Source organism: Anaerosacchariphilus polymeriproducens, from assembly GCF_003363435.1.
In the GTDB taxonomy this organism is placed as follows: Bacteria; Bacillota; Clostridia; order Lachnospirales; family Lachnospiraceae; genus Anaerosacchariphilus; species Anaerosacchariphilus polymeriproducens.
Map to the genome: position 1 here is coordinate 222,738 of NZ_QRCT01000034.1, position 16,595 is coordinate 239,332.

13 protein-coding genes are annotated in these 16,595 nt (G+C 30.4%); all 13 read right to left on the minus strand.

All coding sequences use genetic code 11. The features are described from left to right. Nucleotides 1–8: 8 nt before the first annotated feature. Nucleotides 9–2,642, minus strand: coding sequence for a DNA mismatch repair protein MutS (gene mutS, locus DWV06_RS11960; protein WP_115482513.1), 2,634 nt, complete (start codon nt 2,640–2,642; stop codon nt 9–11). Nucleotides 2,643–2,708: 66 nt separating this feature from the next. Then, nucleotides 2,709–4,310 (minus strand): NAD(P)/FAD-dependent oxidoreductase, encoded by a 1,602-nt coding sequence (locus tag DWV06_RS11965; protein ID WP_115482412.1) that lies wholly within the window; start codon nt 4,308–4,310, stop codon nt 2,709–2,711. Between the two features lies 1 nt (nt 4,311). Further along, nucleotides 4,312–5,541, minus strand: coding sequence for a BaiN/RdsA family NAD(P)/FAD-dependent oxidoreductase (locus DWV06_RS11970; protein ID WP_115482413.1), 1,230 nt, complete (start codon nt 5,539–5,541; stop codon nt 4,312–4,314). 72 nt (nt 5,542–5,613) lie between these two features. Beyond that, nucleotides 5,614–6,168: a hypothetical protein gene (locus DWV06_RS11975; protein WP_115482414.1), complete on the minus strand. Its 555-nt coding sequence runs from the start codon at nt 6,166–6,168 to the stop codon at nt 5,614–5,616. 76 nt (nt 6,169–6,244) lie between these two features. Then, the gene (locus DWV06_RS11980) at nt 6,245–7,915 is read right to left on the minus strand and encodes a putative polysaccharide biosynthesis protein (protein WP_115482415.1); all 1,671 of its coding nucleotides are present in this window, start codon (nt 7,913–7,915) and stop codon (nt 6,245–6,247) included. 36 nt (nt 7,916–7,951) lie between these two features. Further along, the gene (locus DWV06_RS11985; protein ID WP_235828953.1) at nt 7,952–9,043 is read right to left on the minus strand and encodes a DUF3048 domain-containing protein; all 1,092 of its coding nucleotides are present in this window, start codon (nt 9,041–9,043) and stop codon (nt 7,952–7,954) included. Continuing rightward, nucleotides 9,030–9,557 carry an rRNA maturation RNase YbeY gene (gene ybeY, locus DWV06_RS11990; protein ID WP_115482417.1) on the minus strand — a complete coding sequence of 176 codons (528 nt, stop codon included), beginning with the start codon at nt 9,555–9,557 and terminating at the stop codon, nt 9,030–9,032. The genes DWV06_RS11985 and ybeY overlap by 14 nt, the downstream gene beginning before the upstream one ends. 10 nt (nt 9,558–9,567) lie before the next feature. Continuing rightward, complete coding sequence (locus DWV06_RS11995; protein ID WP_115482418.1) at nt 9,568–10,740, minus strand: HDIG domain-containing metalloprotein; 1,173 nt, start codon at nt 10,738–10,740, stop codon at nt 9,568–9,570. A gap of 24 nt (nt 10,741–10,764) precedes the next feature. Beyond that, the gene (locus tag DWV06_RS12000) at nt 10,765–11,760 is read right to left on the minus strand and encodes a PhoH family protein (RefSeq protein ID WP_115482419.1); all 996 of its coding nucleotides are present in this window, start codon (nt 11,758–11,760) and stop codon (nt 10,765–10,767) included. Then, nucleotides 11,757–12,998, minus strand: a complete 1,242-nt coding sequence (yqfD, locus tag DWV06_RS12005; protein WP_115482420.1) for a sporulation protein YqfD — start codon at nt 12,996–12,998, stop codon at nt 11,757–11,759. The genes DWV06_RS12000 and yqfD overlap by 4 nt, the downstream gene beginning before the upstream one ends. 12 nt (nt 12,999–13,010) lie before the next feature. Then, nucleotides 13,011–13,310, minus strand: coding sequence for a YabP/YqfC family sporulation protein (locus tag DWV06_RS12010; protein ID WP_115482421.1), 300 nt, complete (start codon nt 13,308–13,310; stop codon nt 13,011–13,013). A gap of 102 nt (nt 13,311–13,412) precedes the next feature. Further along, the gene (locus DWV06_RS12015) at nt 13,413–14,726 is read right to left on the minus strand and encodes a pyrimidine-nucleoside phosphorylase (RefSeq protein ID WP_115482422.1); all 1,314 of its coding nucleotides are present in this window, start codon (nt 14,724–14,726) and stop codon (nt 13,413–13,415) included. A gap of 79 nt (nt 14,727–14,805) precedes the next feature. After that, a complete protein-coding gene (locus DWV06_RS12020; protein ID WP_115482423.1) occupies nt 14,806–16,479 on the minus strand; it encodes a P-loop NTPase fold protein in 1,674 nt (557 codons plus the stop codon). Between the last annotated feature and the right edge of the window lie 116 nt (nt 16,480–16,595).

The window sequence follows — 16,595 nt, forward strand, 5'->3', positions numbered from 1 at the left end:
CCTCCATTTTATTTTCTGCTTTTTATAACATTTTGAAACTTATATAAAATATTTAATGCCTCTATTGGTGTTAAATTTGCAATATCTAATGATTTAAGTTCTAAAACGACTTCATCATCTTCTTTTGAAGAATTATCAAAGAGAGAAAGTTGTGTTGCTTCCTCTACTATAGTTTCCGTTCCAAAAGATCGCTCGATTTCTTGCTCGGTTATAATATTTTTTGCATTTAAAGCGATATCTGCATCACTTAGCTGTTCTACCAGTACTTTTGCTCTTTCTATTATCGGTTCTGGAACGCCTGCTAATTTGGCTACTTGAATACCATAACTTTTGTCTGCTCCACCTTTAATAATCTTTCGTAAAAAAACGATATCCTCTCCTTGCTCTTTGACAGCAATGCAATAATTATTTACACTATTTAACTTACCTTCCAATTCTGTCAATTCATGATAATGTGTAGCAAAAAGAGTTTTGGCACCTAAAAGTTTTGGATTACTGATATGTTCAACAACAGCCCAGGCAATACTAAGTCCATCAAAGGTACTTGTTCCACGACCTATTTCATCTAATATAAGTAAACTATTTTTGGTTGCGTTACGTAATATGTTTGCGACCTCGGTCATTTCTACCATAAAAGTGCTTTGTCCGGAAGCAAGGTCATCAGATGCTCCGACTCTTGTGAAAATCCGATCAACAATTCCTACATCTGCACTTTTAGCTGGCACAAAGCATCCAATCTGAGCCAACAGAACAATTAATGCTGTTTGTCTCATATAGGTAGATTTACCTGCCATGTTAGGTCCGGTAATAATAGAGATACGCTGATTTTCATTGTCCAATATTGTGTCGTTTGCAATAAAAAGATCGTTTGTTATCATTTTTTCAACTACAGGATGACGTCCATCTTTAATTTGAATCAGACCGTTTTTATTTATTTTTGGCCTGCAATATTGATTTCTCTCTGCAACTAATGCAAGTGAAGTAAAGACATCCAACTTAGCAATTGCTTTTGCAGTATTTTGAATCCTTAAAACTTGTTCTGCAATCATATCTCTAATTTCTGTAAAGAGTTGATATTCTAATGCATATAATTTATCTTCAGCTCCTAAAATCATATCTTCTAATTCTTTTAATTCCGGTGTTATGTATCTTTCCGCATTTGCTAATGTTTGTTTCCGGGTATAGTGTTCCGGAACTAAATCCCGATATGAATTAGTAACCTCTAAATAATAACCAAATACTTTGTTATATTTTATTTTTAGATTTTTAATACCAGTCTGCTCTCTTTCTTTTGATTCTAATTGAGCAAGCCATGTTTTTCCTTCTGTTTTGGCATTTCTTAGCTGGTCTACTTCTTTTGAATAGCCTTCTTTGATAATTCCACCTTCACGAATGGTAATTGGGGGTTCATCAAGTATAGAGCGTTCTACCAGTGAGTGCAGATCTTCTAATATATCGAATTGTTGTAACAATTTACGTATTAAATTTGCTTCAAAATCTTCTGCAATCTGCTTAATATATGGAAGCATAGACAAAGAATTTTTAAAAGCAATCAAATCTCTAGGATTTGCAGACTGATAACTGATACGACCTATTAATCGCTCCAAATCATAAATAGGAGACAAATATTCTCTGATTTCCTCTCTGGATATCACTTTTTGATTCAGTTCATCGATACAATCTAAGCGCTCTTCAATTTCGTCTAAATCAATTAACGGCTGTTCAATGAAGCTTCGAAGCATTCGAGCTCCCATAGCCGTTTTCGTCCTATCTAATACCCATAATAACGAACCTCTTTTTTGTTTTTCTCTTAATGTTTCAACTAATTCTAAATTACGTCTTGTTGAACTATCTATCAACATAAACATCCCTGTAGAATATGGTTTTAATGTAGTCATATGTGACAGACTGTTTTTTTGAGTTTCCAATAAATATTGTAATAAAGATCCTGCACCAATGATTCCGCAGCAATAATCAGTAATTCCTAAACCTGCTAAATTATTTATTTTAAAATGATCTTTTAGTATTCTTTGACAAAGTTCTTCATCAAAATACCATGATTCCAAAGTATATACTGTAATATTTAAACGATTTTTCAAATCTTCTAAATCAACACCGCTCATTTGAAATGCTTCATTACAAATGATTTCAGAAGGCATGAATTTATTGATTTCATCTATTAATTTTCTTGCTGAATCAATCTCTGTAACAAAATAGTCTCCGGTTGTAATATCGGCAACAGAGAGACCAAATAGATTTTCAAACAAAACAATACACATTATGTAATTATTTTTGCTTTCATCAAGAGCCTGTGGATTGAAATTCGTTCCTGGAGTAACGACCCTGACGACTTCTCTTTTCACAATTCCTTTGGTTAATTTTGGATCTTCTACCTGTTCACAAATAGCAACTTTATAGCCTTTTGATACTAGTTTGTTAAGATATCCTTCCACTGCATGATAAGGTACACCGCACATAGGTGCTCGTTCTTCTTGTCCACAGTTTTTACCTGTTAAAGTAATTTCTAATTCCTTCGATGCTGTTAATGCGTCATCAAAAAACATCTCATAAAAATCACCTAATCTATAAAATAAAATGCAGTCACTATATTCTTTTTTGGTTTCCATATACTGTTGCATCATAGGAGTTAATTGTGTCAATTTTTTTACCTTCCTTATTATGAATTTATATTTTTATGTTACCTGATTTTAACTATTATAATACTTCTTATATTTTTTCGCAATTGCTTCTGCTACCTTTAGACCGTCCATAGCTGCTGACATGATACCTCCTGCATAACCTGCCCCTTCACCACAGGGGTAAAGTCCTTTTACTTTACTTTCAAAGAAAGTATCTCTTGGTATCCTCACTGGTGAAGATGTTCTACTCTCAACACCAGAAAGTATGGCATCCTCTTTACTAAATCCTTTTATATTATGTTCAAATTGCATAATTCCCATTTTTAAACTATCTGCCACAGTTTTTGGAATAATTTGATTTAAATCAGAAAATTTCCAATTTCCTTTTATACATGTATCAAAATCACCAAAAGTCGTACTTGATTTGTTATTACAAAAATCACCAAATAATTGGATGGGAATCCTGCCTTCTCCTGCTAAATATGCGGCCTCTTCTAATCTCTGTTGATATTCCATACCTGCTAATGGCCCTTGATACTCAAAATCTTCTGGGGTAACAGTTACAATAATTGCACTGTTTGCATTTTGACTATTACGGCTATGATAGCTCATTCCGTTCACTGCGAGCCGTTTGGGCTCAGAAGAAGCATTTACTACATATCCACCAGGACACATGCAAAAGGAATAAACTCCTCGTTTATTTTCTAAAGTAGTTGCTAATTTGTAAGAAGCATTTGGTAATATTTCATGAAACTTTACTCCATATTGAGAATTATTAATCAAACTTTGTGGATGTTCTATTCTAACTCCGATTGCAAAAGCTTTTGATGTCATTTCGATCAATGGCTTCTGAGATAACATTTGAAAAGTATCTCTTGCACTATGCCCTATTGCTAAAATGACAAGGTCTGTTAAAATCCTTTCATGATTTTTCAACTCTACACCTGAGACTTTACCATCTTTAATTAATAAGTCTTTCATGCAAGTATCAAAATAAATATCGCCACCATATTCTAAAATTTTATTTCTAATATTTTTCACTACATCGACTAAAATATCGGTCCCTATATGAGGTTTATTGATATAAAGAATTTCTTCGGGAGCACCAGCTTTAACAAAAATTTCTAACACTTTCCGGTTTCTGCCAGTGGGATCTTTCACTAATGTATTTAATTTACCATCTGAAAAAGTTCCTGCACCGCCTTCTCCGAATTGAACATTACTTTCCGAATTTAAGCTTTCTCCATCCCAAAAATTATCTACTGTAATTTTACGCTTCTCAACAGATTCTCCTCTTTCAATTAGAATTGGTGCATATCCTGCTTTTGCAAGCATAAGTCCGCAAAATAATCCGGCTGGTCCGCTTCCTACAATGACCGGACGGCTTTTCATCTGATTTATACCTGGGTCAGGAAATTGATAAAAATCCTTTTTTGCTATGGATACATGTTTGTTTTTTGTCCTTTTTATTATCTCAGAAGGTTCTTTCACCTCAACGTCTATAGTATAGACATATTTGATTTCGCTCTTTTTTCTTGCATCTATCGACTTTTTTACAATTTCAACTGCTATTATTTCATGAGAAGATACTCTTAATGTCTTCTCTATTACTTTAAACATATCTTCTTTTGTATGGTTTAATTCTAATTTTACTTGCTGTATTCGTATCATATTAATCCCTCATTGCTGCATGTATTCCTGCGACATAACCACTTGACCATGCCCATTGCAGATTATAACCACCACAAGTACCATCAATATCAATCATTTCTCCTGCAAAGAATAATTGAGATACTAATTTGGATTCCAAAGTTTTATTATTAATTTCTGTTGTAGATATTCCACCTGCTGTTACCTGAGCATTTTCAAATGAATTTGCTGCTATGATATCAATAGAAAATGTTTTGATTTTTTTTACTAAAACTTCAATTTGTTCGAACTTTATTCCGTTTGCATTTTGATTAAGATTTATGCCTGATTCTTTAAGGAGAACGTTGCCCAGTTTTTTATTAATAAATCCAATGAAACATTCTTCTGCTGTTTTATTTCTACTATGTTTAAATCGATTTTTTAAATAATGTTTTAATTCTTCTTCATTCATCTGTGGATTAAAATCAAGGATAGCAGAAACTTTTTTATATTTAAGCAATTCCAATGACGCAAAACGACTAATCTGCATAACCGGTATTCCTGAAATTCCATATTTTGTTAGTTGAATCTCTCCATATTCACTGGCTAAAAGCATGGAATTTGACCACAATTGCACATTTCCTTCTATTCGGATTCCTGCTAATTCTTTAAAAAATGATTGTTTTGCTTTTAATTGAACTAATGCAGGTACCATAGACAAGACAGTATGTCCAAATTCTTTGACATATAGAAAACCACTTCCATCTGAACCAGTCACAGGTGCTGCTTTGCCACCTATTGCCATGATACACGCATCACTTTTATATTCTTTTAAATTAGTATTAATTATGAATTGATTTCTGATTTTTTTTATTCCGTTAATTTTGCATTCACAGATTATTTCTACATTCAAATTTTCTAATTCCATTCTTAATACGTCCAAAACTGAAGAAGCCTGCTCAGAATTAGGATAAATATATCCATTTTTATCTTTTATTAAAATTCCCATTGCATGAAAAAAGTCCAGTGTTTCTTTAACGCCAAATTGTTCAAATACCGGCAAGATAAACTCTGGATTATTTCCATTATATTTTTTGATATCCTGATTCAGATTGGTTATGTTACATTTTCCATTTCCAGTGGATAAAATCTTTTTACCAATCCGTTTCATATGCTCTAATATTGTAACATCTGCACCACTTCTTGATGCTGCAATCGCAGCAACTATACCAGAAGCACCGCCACCGATTACAATCACTTTTTTCTTACTCATAATTCACCTCAAAATTCCCTTTGACTTCTCAATTATAGGTGATTTATTCATATGAATCAAGTTATTTTGCTCTTAACTCGTGTAAGTTTCCAAAAAACTATAAAGATGACTTAAGTTTTCAATTGGTTTTAGATTTTTTATTTCTTCTTGTATTTCTTTTGGAAGAATAGAAACTGCTATATCTGTATAGGTATATACTGTTTTTTTATCTGAAAGCAATACTGTAATATAACCATTTTCTTCCTTTAAATAATATTCATATTTTTCTTTCAATTGTTTCTGCTTTACGACAATTCTTTCTGGTGAAAAAGAAACGAGTTCAACACCATCTAGAGCTTCATTAACTTCATCTCTTGTACAGCCAATTAAATTCTCTGGTATCATTGTAGTTTTTTCTTCTAATATTTCATTTTCATTATTGATTATGTTAATAATATATTTTGTATTTCTTGTCACTACGCTAGGATTATTAGTATCTGCTTGAATTAACTCATTTTCCATTTCTTTCTCTTGTTTTTCTTTTGCCTGTTTTTCAAAATTTTTTTCTGCATAATAATAACTAATTTGGTAAGCTCCAATGGATACTAAAACAACAAGTAAAAAGCTGATCCCATATACTTTTTTCATAGGAACATCCCTCCTTTTGTATATAGTATCAGCTTGTTAGTCTATTTTTATTCAATATTTACCATTATTTCCTAATTCATTTTATTAAGTGAATTTTTTTCCCGAACGATAAAATTAAATTACCTTTTGGTAATCTTTTTATTTCTTCTTCCGTCAATGCTTTAAATGCTAATAAAAGAATTCCATATACAAGTGCACCTAATATAATTGATATTACTACGCCCAATTTATTATTATCAAGTCCTTTATGTATTCCTGAATAAACTAAATATACGACAACTCCCATTAGAATCGATGAAATACATGGAATTATAAAAGACCTTTTTATTTCCTGTTTATAACCAATGAATTTTCTTATTGCCATACCATTTAATAAACACATTAAAAAAGCAAATATAATATTGGAATAAATCACTGCATAAATTTTGAGATTAAAAAATTGTAACATAATAATTAATGATATTAGATGTATTATAAGAGAAATAACAGCATTAATTACTGGAGTCTTCATTCTATTTATCCCTTGCAATAAACCATTTGATAATGTCGATAATGAGGTAAATATAATTACAACAGCTCCTGATTGAAGTAATCTTGTTGCAATTGTCATAGATTCTGTGGAAGATCCATTAAACAAAAAATGTAAAATAGGTGATGCCAAAACGCCCATACCAATGGCACAAGGAAAAGCCACAATCATAACAAATCGAATTGCTGTTTCAATCTTAGCTTTCATTTCATTTTTATCTCCAAGTGCAACCGCTATACTAAGCCCAGGAGTAACAGAAGAAGCAACGGCACTTGCAATTGCAATTGGTACATTTGTAAGAACTTTATATTTACCACTAAATATCCCCCACATTTGTGATCGTACATCTGCACTAAGACCATGCTGCAGCATAGGAGATTTAAAAATACCCTGATCCAAAATACCACTGATATTGTATACTGTTGTACTTAATATAACTGGTACAATAGTCATCATCAGTACATAAAATATCTTTCTATAAGATTCCTTTTTAGAGTAACGATCTCTTCGTATCTGCCTTTTCAAAACAGGACGATACATGAAAAATATCATTAACATAAAAACCAATGCTGTCAATGCACCTGCACCTGTACCTAAAGTTCCTCCGGCAGCACCATAAGCAGCACTATAACTTTTTGCATCCCCTAAAACTGCACCTATTTTTTTCCCATATGAAAATAAGAAATATGCAGCACCGACACTCACTATTGCATTTATTATTTGTTCTGCTATTTGTGAAATTGCGGTTGGAATCATTGTTCCATTTCCTTGAAAGAATCCTCTTAGAACACCAAGTATAGCAACAATAATAAGAGCCGGTATCAATGCTCGCAGAGCAAAAAAGCTCATTGGGGTATTGAAAAGTCTTGCAGTTAAAAATCTGGAAAATACAAATGTAAACGTTGCAACAACAATTCCAGAAATAATTGCAAATACCAAAGCTCCCCGAAAAATCCGGTATGCATTTTTTCGCTCTCCCTTAGCAAGCCTGGCTGAAACAAGTTTTGAAACAGCCAAAGGTAAACTATAAGAAGATATTAATAATAGTAAGTTATAAATTTCATATGCATTTGAATAATAGTCGTTACCAATATCTCCAATAATTTTAGTTAATGGTATACGGTATACAGCACCTATAATACGTACAATAATAGACGAAATTGCTAGTATCGAACCTTGTACTAGAAAATTTGATTTTTTTTTCTTCTTCGAGCTCATATTTCACCTCAAGCATATACCGCAATTCATTGTTATTTAGTCTTTATAATCAATCAATTCATTGGATATATTAATTCTTTCTTCATAAGTATCTAAAATAACACATACCCAGGTCTTTCCTTGATTTATGACTAATTCTTTTCCATTTGCATCCATAAAAGTAGTGGGATCAAATTGATTCTCTTTTTTCCAGGTAATATCCATTGCCTTTCCATTGGTAATATATTTACCTTTCCCACCTGTATTTGTATTGATATTTAAATAACCATTTTTGTCATAGTATTCCCACGGGGTATATTGTAAAATTATATTTTTATAAGCCAACTGTTTCCCTGTTGCTTCATCAATTTGTGGTCCTCCATATTGATTACGATAATACAATTTGTCTTCCTGTTTATATTCAAACCATGGTTTATTTATAAAGTAGCCAGGCTGTACATATTTTGTATCAGTACCTTGAATATCAATTTCTTTCTTATCATCTGAATTAAATTTAAATTGACCTGAATATCCTTCTTTATAGTCTCTTCTAAATCCCATCTTTTCAATTCCTGCTTCCAGTTTCTCGGCGCTGGTATAAGCATTATGAGGAGACTTCCTATCAGAAGTACGATAATATACGGTATCACCAATATTATCAAGACCATTTAGATTATCAACTCCTTCTGAATCTAAAACAGGTACCGCATAAACTGCCTGGCCAAAATGTGAATAAATTGCATCGAATCCCATGAAGAAATCTATAAAATAATTTCTACAACTTCGAACTGAACCAATTTTTTCTAAGCCTTGAAAATTCTCAAAAATACCCATTAAACGAGTAATACCGCCTTCGACAGGTGCTTCATATACAACATCTGCATTTTCAATTCCACTTTGAGGTACTGCAATTTTTACATTGCTTAACATAATAGCAATTGGTCTTTTTTTTGCGATTGCTTCATCTACCCATTTACCGGTCAATAAACTCCGTACTTGCCCCTCATGTGTATCAACAGGTTTTTGATCAAAAGTCTGTTTGGGAACTTTTACTTCTTCTTTAGGTTCTTTTATAGGTTCTTTCTTCTTGCATCCTCCTAATAACAAACACATACAGACAAATACAATTAATAATCTAAAGTTCTTCATCATTTTTCTCCTTATACTCTCTGAAAATCTTAAGTTCATCTAAAATTTGTTTTTGTTTGCCTTCCATAATAACAGCATCATTTTTCTCCATATGATCATATCCTAATAAATGCAGCATACTATGTGTTATTAAGAAAGAAAACTCTCGTTCTAATGAATGACCATATTCTTCTGCCTGTTCTATCATTTTGGGAACTGAAATAATAATGTCTCCCAACAACAATTCTCCCGTTTCAAGATTGAAGTTTTCCTCTACTTTTGTTTCAATCTCAGAAAAATCAGATGGAGTTGCATATTCAATGAGAGGAAAGGATAATACATCCGTCGGTTTATCAATATGGCGGAACTCATTATTTATTTTTTGTATCCCTTCATTGGTTGTTAGAAGAAGTTCTACCTCAACTTCATAAGGGCAATCTTCAAAATCTAAAACTTTTTCAATTACTCCGACTGCCATTTTCTCATAATCATTGAATATTGTCAAATTACTCTCATTTTCGATATCTATCGTCATCACTTACCTCCTATTTAGTTAAAAACAATTCTTTTAAGTCCATATACATCTTAAGGGTGATTCCCGATTTATCCAATAAGCCCTTAGAAAGTATCTCATTAAATGTCTGTTGCACTAATATTTCTTTTGATATAGAACCTTCTAAAATTTCTTTTCTATATTTTGTAAAATTCATTAACATTGTATCAACTATCATTACAATAGCAGCTTCTTTTGTGCTTGGTAAAACAAATCTACCGGAATATTCATATAGAACTTGTACTAATTCAATTGGGAAATTGTATTCTTCTGTCAGTTTAATATTTTCTTCTATATAATCACTACCTTGTACTAACCCTATTCTATGATATAATCCTCCTACTTTTGCTAATAATGGATCAGCACCAATTAATTCTGCTGCATTACCTGCTACTTTAGCAACTGCTAATGTATGTTGATACTCTGATTCTGAAAAATCTTTTAATTGTTTGAGTAAAATATGTTTCGAAGAACAAATAGACCACAAACGTCGATATAATCCATGATCAATATAAGTTTCTACATAAGGCAGCATCAATTTAACAAGTACTATTGCAATAAGTCCGGCTCCAAATGCCTGCCAAGCATATATAACATGAAAATTTGATGTTGCTAAATATTCAAATAGTATTGTTAGACATATATTACTACAAATGATAGAAATACCTGCTGTGATAAATGTTTTTTTATCTTTCAAATACTCTGAGACCAAACATCCTATTACACCAGAAAGAATATAAAGTAAATACAATTCAACAGTGCCATCAGCAATCAGGATTAACATTGTTGAAAAATAAATATTCATTAAGAAACCAACGGTTGTGTTTAAAATAAAGGTACATAATATTCCAATAACTAAAATCGGTCTTAAATAAGGTGGAATTAACAAAATTAATATTTCATATATTGACCATATGAAAAAAAACCAAAATATTCTTTTATAATTATAATACTTTTCTATACGATATCCATTTTCTATTCGGTTCGTTTCGAGTAAAAATACAATAAATGATACTAACAAAATCCCTACTGTAACAATTCCGATAATATCTTTTACATTATGTTGAAGGACGATCCCCATTATACCATTCATCATTATAGCAACAATATAGATAGCAATAATATAGATACTTCTTTCTTTTGACCATTTTTTTTCTGGTAGCATAAATTCTCCTATAACTTAGCATTTTTATCTCTTTTTGTCTTGTTGTTTATTATTTCTTTTATATTGTTTATTTTCAAATTCTTCATAAGCTTTTACTATTTTTTGAACTAGAGGATGCCGAACAACATCACTACTGGTCAATGTACATATTCCTATATCTTCGACTTTTTTTATTACCTTTAAAGCAACATCTAATCCTGACTTCACTCCTGTAGCAAGATCTTTTTGTGTAGAATCTCCGGTTATTACTACTTTAGACCCAAAACCAATTCTTGTCAAAAACATTTTCATCTGCGCAGGTGTTGTATTTTGAGCTTCATCCAAAATAATAAATGCATTATCTAATGTCCTACCCCTCATATATGCTAAAGGTGCAACTTCAATCAACCCTTTTTCCATATTTCTCATAAAACTTTCTGCACCCATTATTTCGTATAGTGCATCATATAGAGGTCTTAAATAAGGGTCAACCTTACTTTGCAAATCACCTGGTAAAAATCCCAGTTTTTCTCCGGCTTCTATTGCAGGCCTGGTTAAAATAATTCTACCAACTTCATTATTTTTAAAAGCAGTAATAGCCATTGCCATCGCCAGATATGTTTTACCGGTACCCGCAGGTCCAATTCCAAAAACAATCATACGATTTCTAATTTTATCAACATATCCCTTTTGACCTAAAGTCTTTGGTTTAATTGGTTTTCCATTTAACGTATGGCAAATTAAATCTTTATCTATTTCTACAATTGCAGCTTCTTCATTTTCAAAACACAAGGAAATAGCGTAATCAACATTTTGCTCTTGAATTATATTGCCACGTTTTGATAACTCAATTAATTGTTGAAATACGCTTTTTGCTCTTTTGACTGTATTTTCAGGACCTATTATCTTAAGTTCTTCGTTTCTGGCTACTATGGTAACTTTAAGTGCTTTTTCAATTTTCTTTATATTTTGATCAAACTGTCCAAAAACATTTTTTACATGTTCAGTTGGAATTCCTATCATAGTTTCTATTATGCTCATTGTAAATTCCCTTCTTCTGATTCCGTATTTTTGGGTACTTCAAGGATTTCTGTTTCTTGATACGTACCAATTGGCTCAATCACTATAATTTCACCATTTCCTATACAACTCTTTTTATTCACTTCTATAATAACATTATTTTCTACAATTTGAACCCCCTTTTCTATTAAATTTTTACAATATCTCTTTAAACGTAATTTTTCTATTTTAGTAGCCTGTTCTTTTGTATATTGATTCTTTACTACTTTATATTCTTCATATATATTTGTTTCCAAAAAGAAAGGTAAATAAAAGTTAGTTGACAACTTCAATTGTTTTTCATTGGCAGTAAAATCATAATGCTTATAAGGTATTTTTTGTGCACCTATTTTTAGTAAATAATCAAAAGCCCTTATGGAATGGGATACTTTCTTTTTATTTGTATATACTTTTTTATTATAAGTTAAAGAAAATTCATCTTTATATGTATATTCCGTTCTTCCGAATATATCTGAATCAGATTGGCAATATTGATAATCACATACTTCTTTTGCATCATTTAAAATTTCTATTCTGCCTAGTACTAAAATGTCTCCTTTTTTTACAGTACTTCCTTTCGTTACTTGTGGAACCCCTCTTCTTGTAATTATATTTTCTATAATTCCATCTTTTTTTGCTATCAGGTCCATTGGAACATTTTTATCCTTTTTATCTATTATTCTTCTTGCATTTCCTTCCTGAACGCTTACAATTAACCTTGTTCCATTTATTTGAACGGATGCCCATATAATATCATTAAATCTAGCTCTTAATTTTTCTTCCATTTTTTCACAATCTATTTTGCTTTTTAATGTACCGTGACATACAGACTGTTCTTTTAAATAATCAAATATTATATTATCTGTTTCTGTTACATTTCCATTTATTTCAACATCCCAAATAAACATAGACATAATTGTAAGAAATACAAATGCAATTACAATTCCACAAAAAAATGCTTTTCTTTTGCGATTTTTAAAAAGAAACATTGGGAATCCTTTTTTTTCTAAAATTATAATTTTTGATTTTGATTTTCTTAAAATATTTTTCAATTTCAGAAAATCTTTTCTATAAATATAAAACTCATAAGCATCATCATGATTTTTTAAGTTCCATATATAAATTTCATGATTACTACACATATTAAAAAAACGTTCTGGTGCTAGGGAAATAAGTCTGACCTTTACATATCCCTTATAGTAATTTACAAAATGATTCATTCAAAATTCTCCTTACAATTCATAATTGATTGCTTGAATGGTTCCTGTAATTTTCATTTCCTCATTAGTATAATAAGATATTAAAAGTTTTTTACCTAGTATTTCCAACCTGCAATTTTTCGTTTGAATTTTAATTTTATTCTCTGTATATTCCATAATACCTTTATAATTCTCGATATATGCTTCAAAAGGTCCCATTGCGGTAACAATTACTGCTCCATACATGATATCTTTTGGAAGATCCAATCCTTCAACTACATTTTTTTTTACTTTTCTTACTTCTCTCGATAAATTAATTGATCGTTTCTTCATAAACGATTCCCCACAAATATAAAGAGGCAGTCTCAAATTTACAATGAGACAACCTCCTTCTTTTATTATTATCTAGTATATGAATACATTATTGAATTATTCCTATCTTTCCTTAGTAACTATCTTTTTGATTAGTGTTGGCGTAGATATTTGTTCTTCACTGAAATTATATGCATTTATAAATCGTTCTTTAGCATCTGCTAATTTTCTTAAATCATTTGCATGGATTTCAGCAAGACTCTCTCCTTTCTGAACAAAATCTCCTACTTTTTTCTTGATTTTGAAACCTACGGATAAATCAATTTTACTTTCTTTTGTCTCTCTGCCACCACCTAAAATCAATGATGCTACACCTACTTCATCTGTCGTTATTTCTCTTACATATCCTGCTTTAGGAGAATAAATATCTTCAATAATAGTAGCTTTTGGCAATAATTCTGGTTCAAATACTGCCTTTTCATTTCCACCTTGTGCTTTAATAAATTCTGCAAATTTATGTAAGGCACTCTTATTTTCAATAGAATTCTCTAACATTTTTCGACCAATTTCCGGTGTTGATGCTTTTTGGGTACCTACCAACATATAACTTCCTAATGTTAAGCATAATTCAAGTAAGTCTTGCGGTCCTCTTCCATCCAGTGCAGCAATAGCTTCTTTCACCTCTACTGCATTTCCTACTGCATTTCCTAATGGCTGATTCATATCTGAAATAATTGCAAATGTATTTTTTCCTGCTCCTTGTCCTATTTTCACCATTTCCTCTGCAAGAACAAATGCTTCTTCCTGTGTTTTCATAAAAGCTCCACTACCTGTTTTCACATCTAAAACTATTGTATCAGCCCCAGCAGCTAACTTTTTACTCATAATGCTGCTCGCGATTAAGGATATATTATCTACAGTAGCAGTAACATCTCTTAATGCATAAAGTTTTTTATCTGCGGGAGCCAAATTTGCAGTCTGTCCTACAATAGCAAGTTTGATTTTGTTGACATTATCTATAAACTGTTTTGTTGTCAGGGATGTGTGAAATCCTTCAAAACTTTCAAGCTTATCTATTGTTCCACCGGTATGGCCTAGACCTCTGCCTGACATTTTGGCTATAGGTATTCCTAAAGAGGCAATCATAGGTCCTAATACCAATGAAGTCTTATCTCCTACTCCGCCTGTGCTATGCTTGTCTGCTTTTAGTCCCTCAATAGAAGATAAATCCAAAATATCTCCGCTATGTGCCATTTCCATCGTCAATGCCAATGTTTCCTGTTCATTTAATCCTTGAAAATATATTGCCATCATCATTGCTGACATTTGATAATCTGGAATTTCTTCTTTTGTATATCCTTGAATTATAAACTTGATCTCTTCATCAGAAAGTGTTCCATGATTACGTTTTTTTATAATTAAATCATACATTCTCATAGTTGTACCCTCCTATCTGCTCTTATTATATTCTCTTTTTTTATTAACTTCAATAAGCGATTTTGTTACTTATTTAAACTCACCATACTTCATTCAAGTCTCCCATATATATATATTGATTATTTTTAAATGCCTTCATTACAGTTTCATCTTTCTCTAATTCATATTCTTTAAATACTATATTTCTATTAGTAAGATATTGCTTCATTTCATTATATCTTCCTGAGCATTCATGATTCCATGAAAATCCCCTTACGTTTATAAATGCAGTTGGACATAATTTATCACTTACTAATATAACAGTATGATAACTAACATTATTAATATTTTCATATGTTAATTCTTGCCTAAAAATTAATACAGCATCTAATTCTGTTCTATACCATGTAATTATTTTGTATAAATCTTTTATTTCTGATGTTGATAATTCCTCTATGTTATATCTATTCATATCCGTTACCCTAAACTCTTTAGGCTTATATATTTTTAATATTTCATTTTCTAAAGTATCTGAATTATTATATAATAAATTTTCATCATCTTCCTTTATAATATATCTTCCATCTATAAAATCAATATATTTAGAAGCATGTAATAATTCTATTATTCTATCCATAATAATACTTATATTAGATATAAATATATGCTTATTTTTTATATCGTAAATTTCACTATCAGTTAAATATGTACTTATTTTTAATATACTTAAGATATCAAATAGAAATTCTTTAACTAAATCTTTAAATGGTTCTGATAAATTTTTATAAACATTACTTTCCTCTACTTCATTCATAATATTCCAAATATTACTAGAGTATTTATAGAATTCATCGCCACTTTCAAATGTTATAATTCTTCTATAATTTCCAATTGTATAAAAATAACTTTCTTTTACACTATTAATACTATTGAATTCTTTTATTTTAGGTGATATTATAATGTACTCTTCCCAAGATAATAAAGGTAAATATAGATATCTGTTAAACATATCCACATACCTTTTGTCACTTCTTATATTAATATACTTTTTAGTATCACATACCATAAAATATACTAGTCCACTCTCTAAAAATAATTCTTTATTCGTGTTTAATAATATATTAAATTCATCGTCTGATAATTTATCAATTTCATCTAAAATTACCACTATACGATTATTCTTAGATAATTCTATTAATATAGAAATTAACTCTTTAATATTTTTTTCTTGTTTCTGTATAGGTGTACTAATGACTTCATAAATAAACTCATTTTTTTTATTTTCTTCAATTATTAAATTATTAGATAAATTAATATCTAAATATTTTTTTATATTAATTCCAAATATTCTTTGTAATTTATTTGTTTGGTTCTCTGCCAATCTAGATTCAAAAGACTTTCTAATTAATACCTCATTAAATATTTTATATTTTAATCTACTTATTTTTTCTCTACATCGCTCTGTACTATTTAAACCTCTCTCATTAATTAAATTATCTAAATATATAATCATTTCACTAATTAAATCAAAAGAACTATCCAGCACATTCAAATGTAGAAAAATTCTATCATTTATATACTCATCTTTAAATAAATTTATAAATGTCGTTTTACCTGCTCCTCTCATTCCAGATATTATATGAATGCCTTGTATATATTGTCCAATAATCTCATTTAATTTATTTCGTTTGTTTAATATTCTAGACGAATAATTTGCTAAATATATTTTTTCTTTTTCTAGTGCACTTACATTATATTTACGATTTAAAACCAAATTTTCACATCCTTATATACATTATATTAAATATTTTTCGCATCTTATTATACTTTGTTTCTATATAGCAACATCCAAATTTAATGTAACTCATTCCTTTATTCAATTTCAGTAAA

What these genes read in the sequence shown, in the direction of transcription:
- DWV06_RS11985 (WP_235828953.1), bottom strand. Translation starts at nt 9,043, where the DNA reads ATGAAGAACTTTAGATTATTAATTGTATTTGTCTGTATGTGTTTGTTA.
- DWV06_RS12015 (WP_115482422.1), bottom strand. Translation starts at nt 14,726, where the DNA reads ATGAGAATGTATGATTTAATTATAAAAAAACGTAATCATGGAACACTT.
- DWV06_RS12010 (WP_115482421.1), bottom strand. Translation starts at nt 13,310, where the DNA reads ATGAAGAAACGATCAATTAATTTATCGAGAGAAGTAAGAAAAGTAAAA.
- DWV06_RS12000 (WP_115482419.1), bottom strand. Translation starts at nt 11,760, where the DNA reads ATGAGCATAATAGAAACTATGATAGGAATTCCAACTGAACATGTAAAA.
- yqfD (WP_115482420.1), bottom strand. Translation starts at nt 12,998, where the DNA reads ATGAATCATTTTGTAAATTACTATAAGGGATATGTAAAGGTCAGACTT.
- DWV06_RS11975 (WP_115482414.1), bottom strand. Translation starts at nt 6,168, where the DNA reads ATGAAAAAAGTATATGGGATCAGCTTTTTACTTGTTGTTTTAGTATCC.
- DWV06_RS11965 (WP_115482412.1), bottom strand. Translation starts at nt 4,310, where the DNA reads ATGATACGAATACAGCAAGTAAAATTAGAATTAAACCATACAAAAGAA.
- DWV06_RS11995 (WP_115482418.1), bottom strand. Translation starts at nt 10,740, where the DNA reads ATGCTACCAGAAAAAAAATGGTCAAAAGAAAGAAGTATCTATATTATT.
- DWV06_RS11980 (WP_115482415.1), bottom strand. Translation starts at nt 7,915, where the DNA reads ATGAGCTCGAAGAAGAAAAAAAAATCAAATTTTCTAGTACAAGGTTCG.
- mutS (WP_115482513.1), bottom strand. Translation starts at nt 2,642, where the DNA reads ATGATGCAACAGTATATGGAAACCAAAAAAGAATATAGTGACTGCATT.
- ybeY (WP_115482417.1), bottom strand. Translation starts at nt 9,557, where the DNA reads ATGACGATAGATATCGAAAATGAGAGTAATTTGACAATATTCAATGAT.
- DWV06_RS11970 (WP_115482413.1), bottom strand. Translation starts at nt 5,541, where the DNA reads ATGAGTAAGAAAAAAGTGATTGTAATCGGTGGCGGTGCTTCTGGTATA.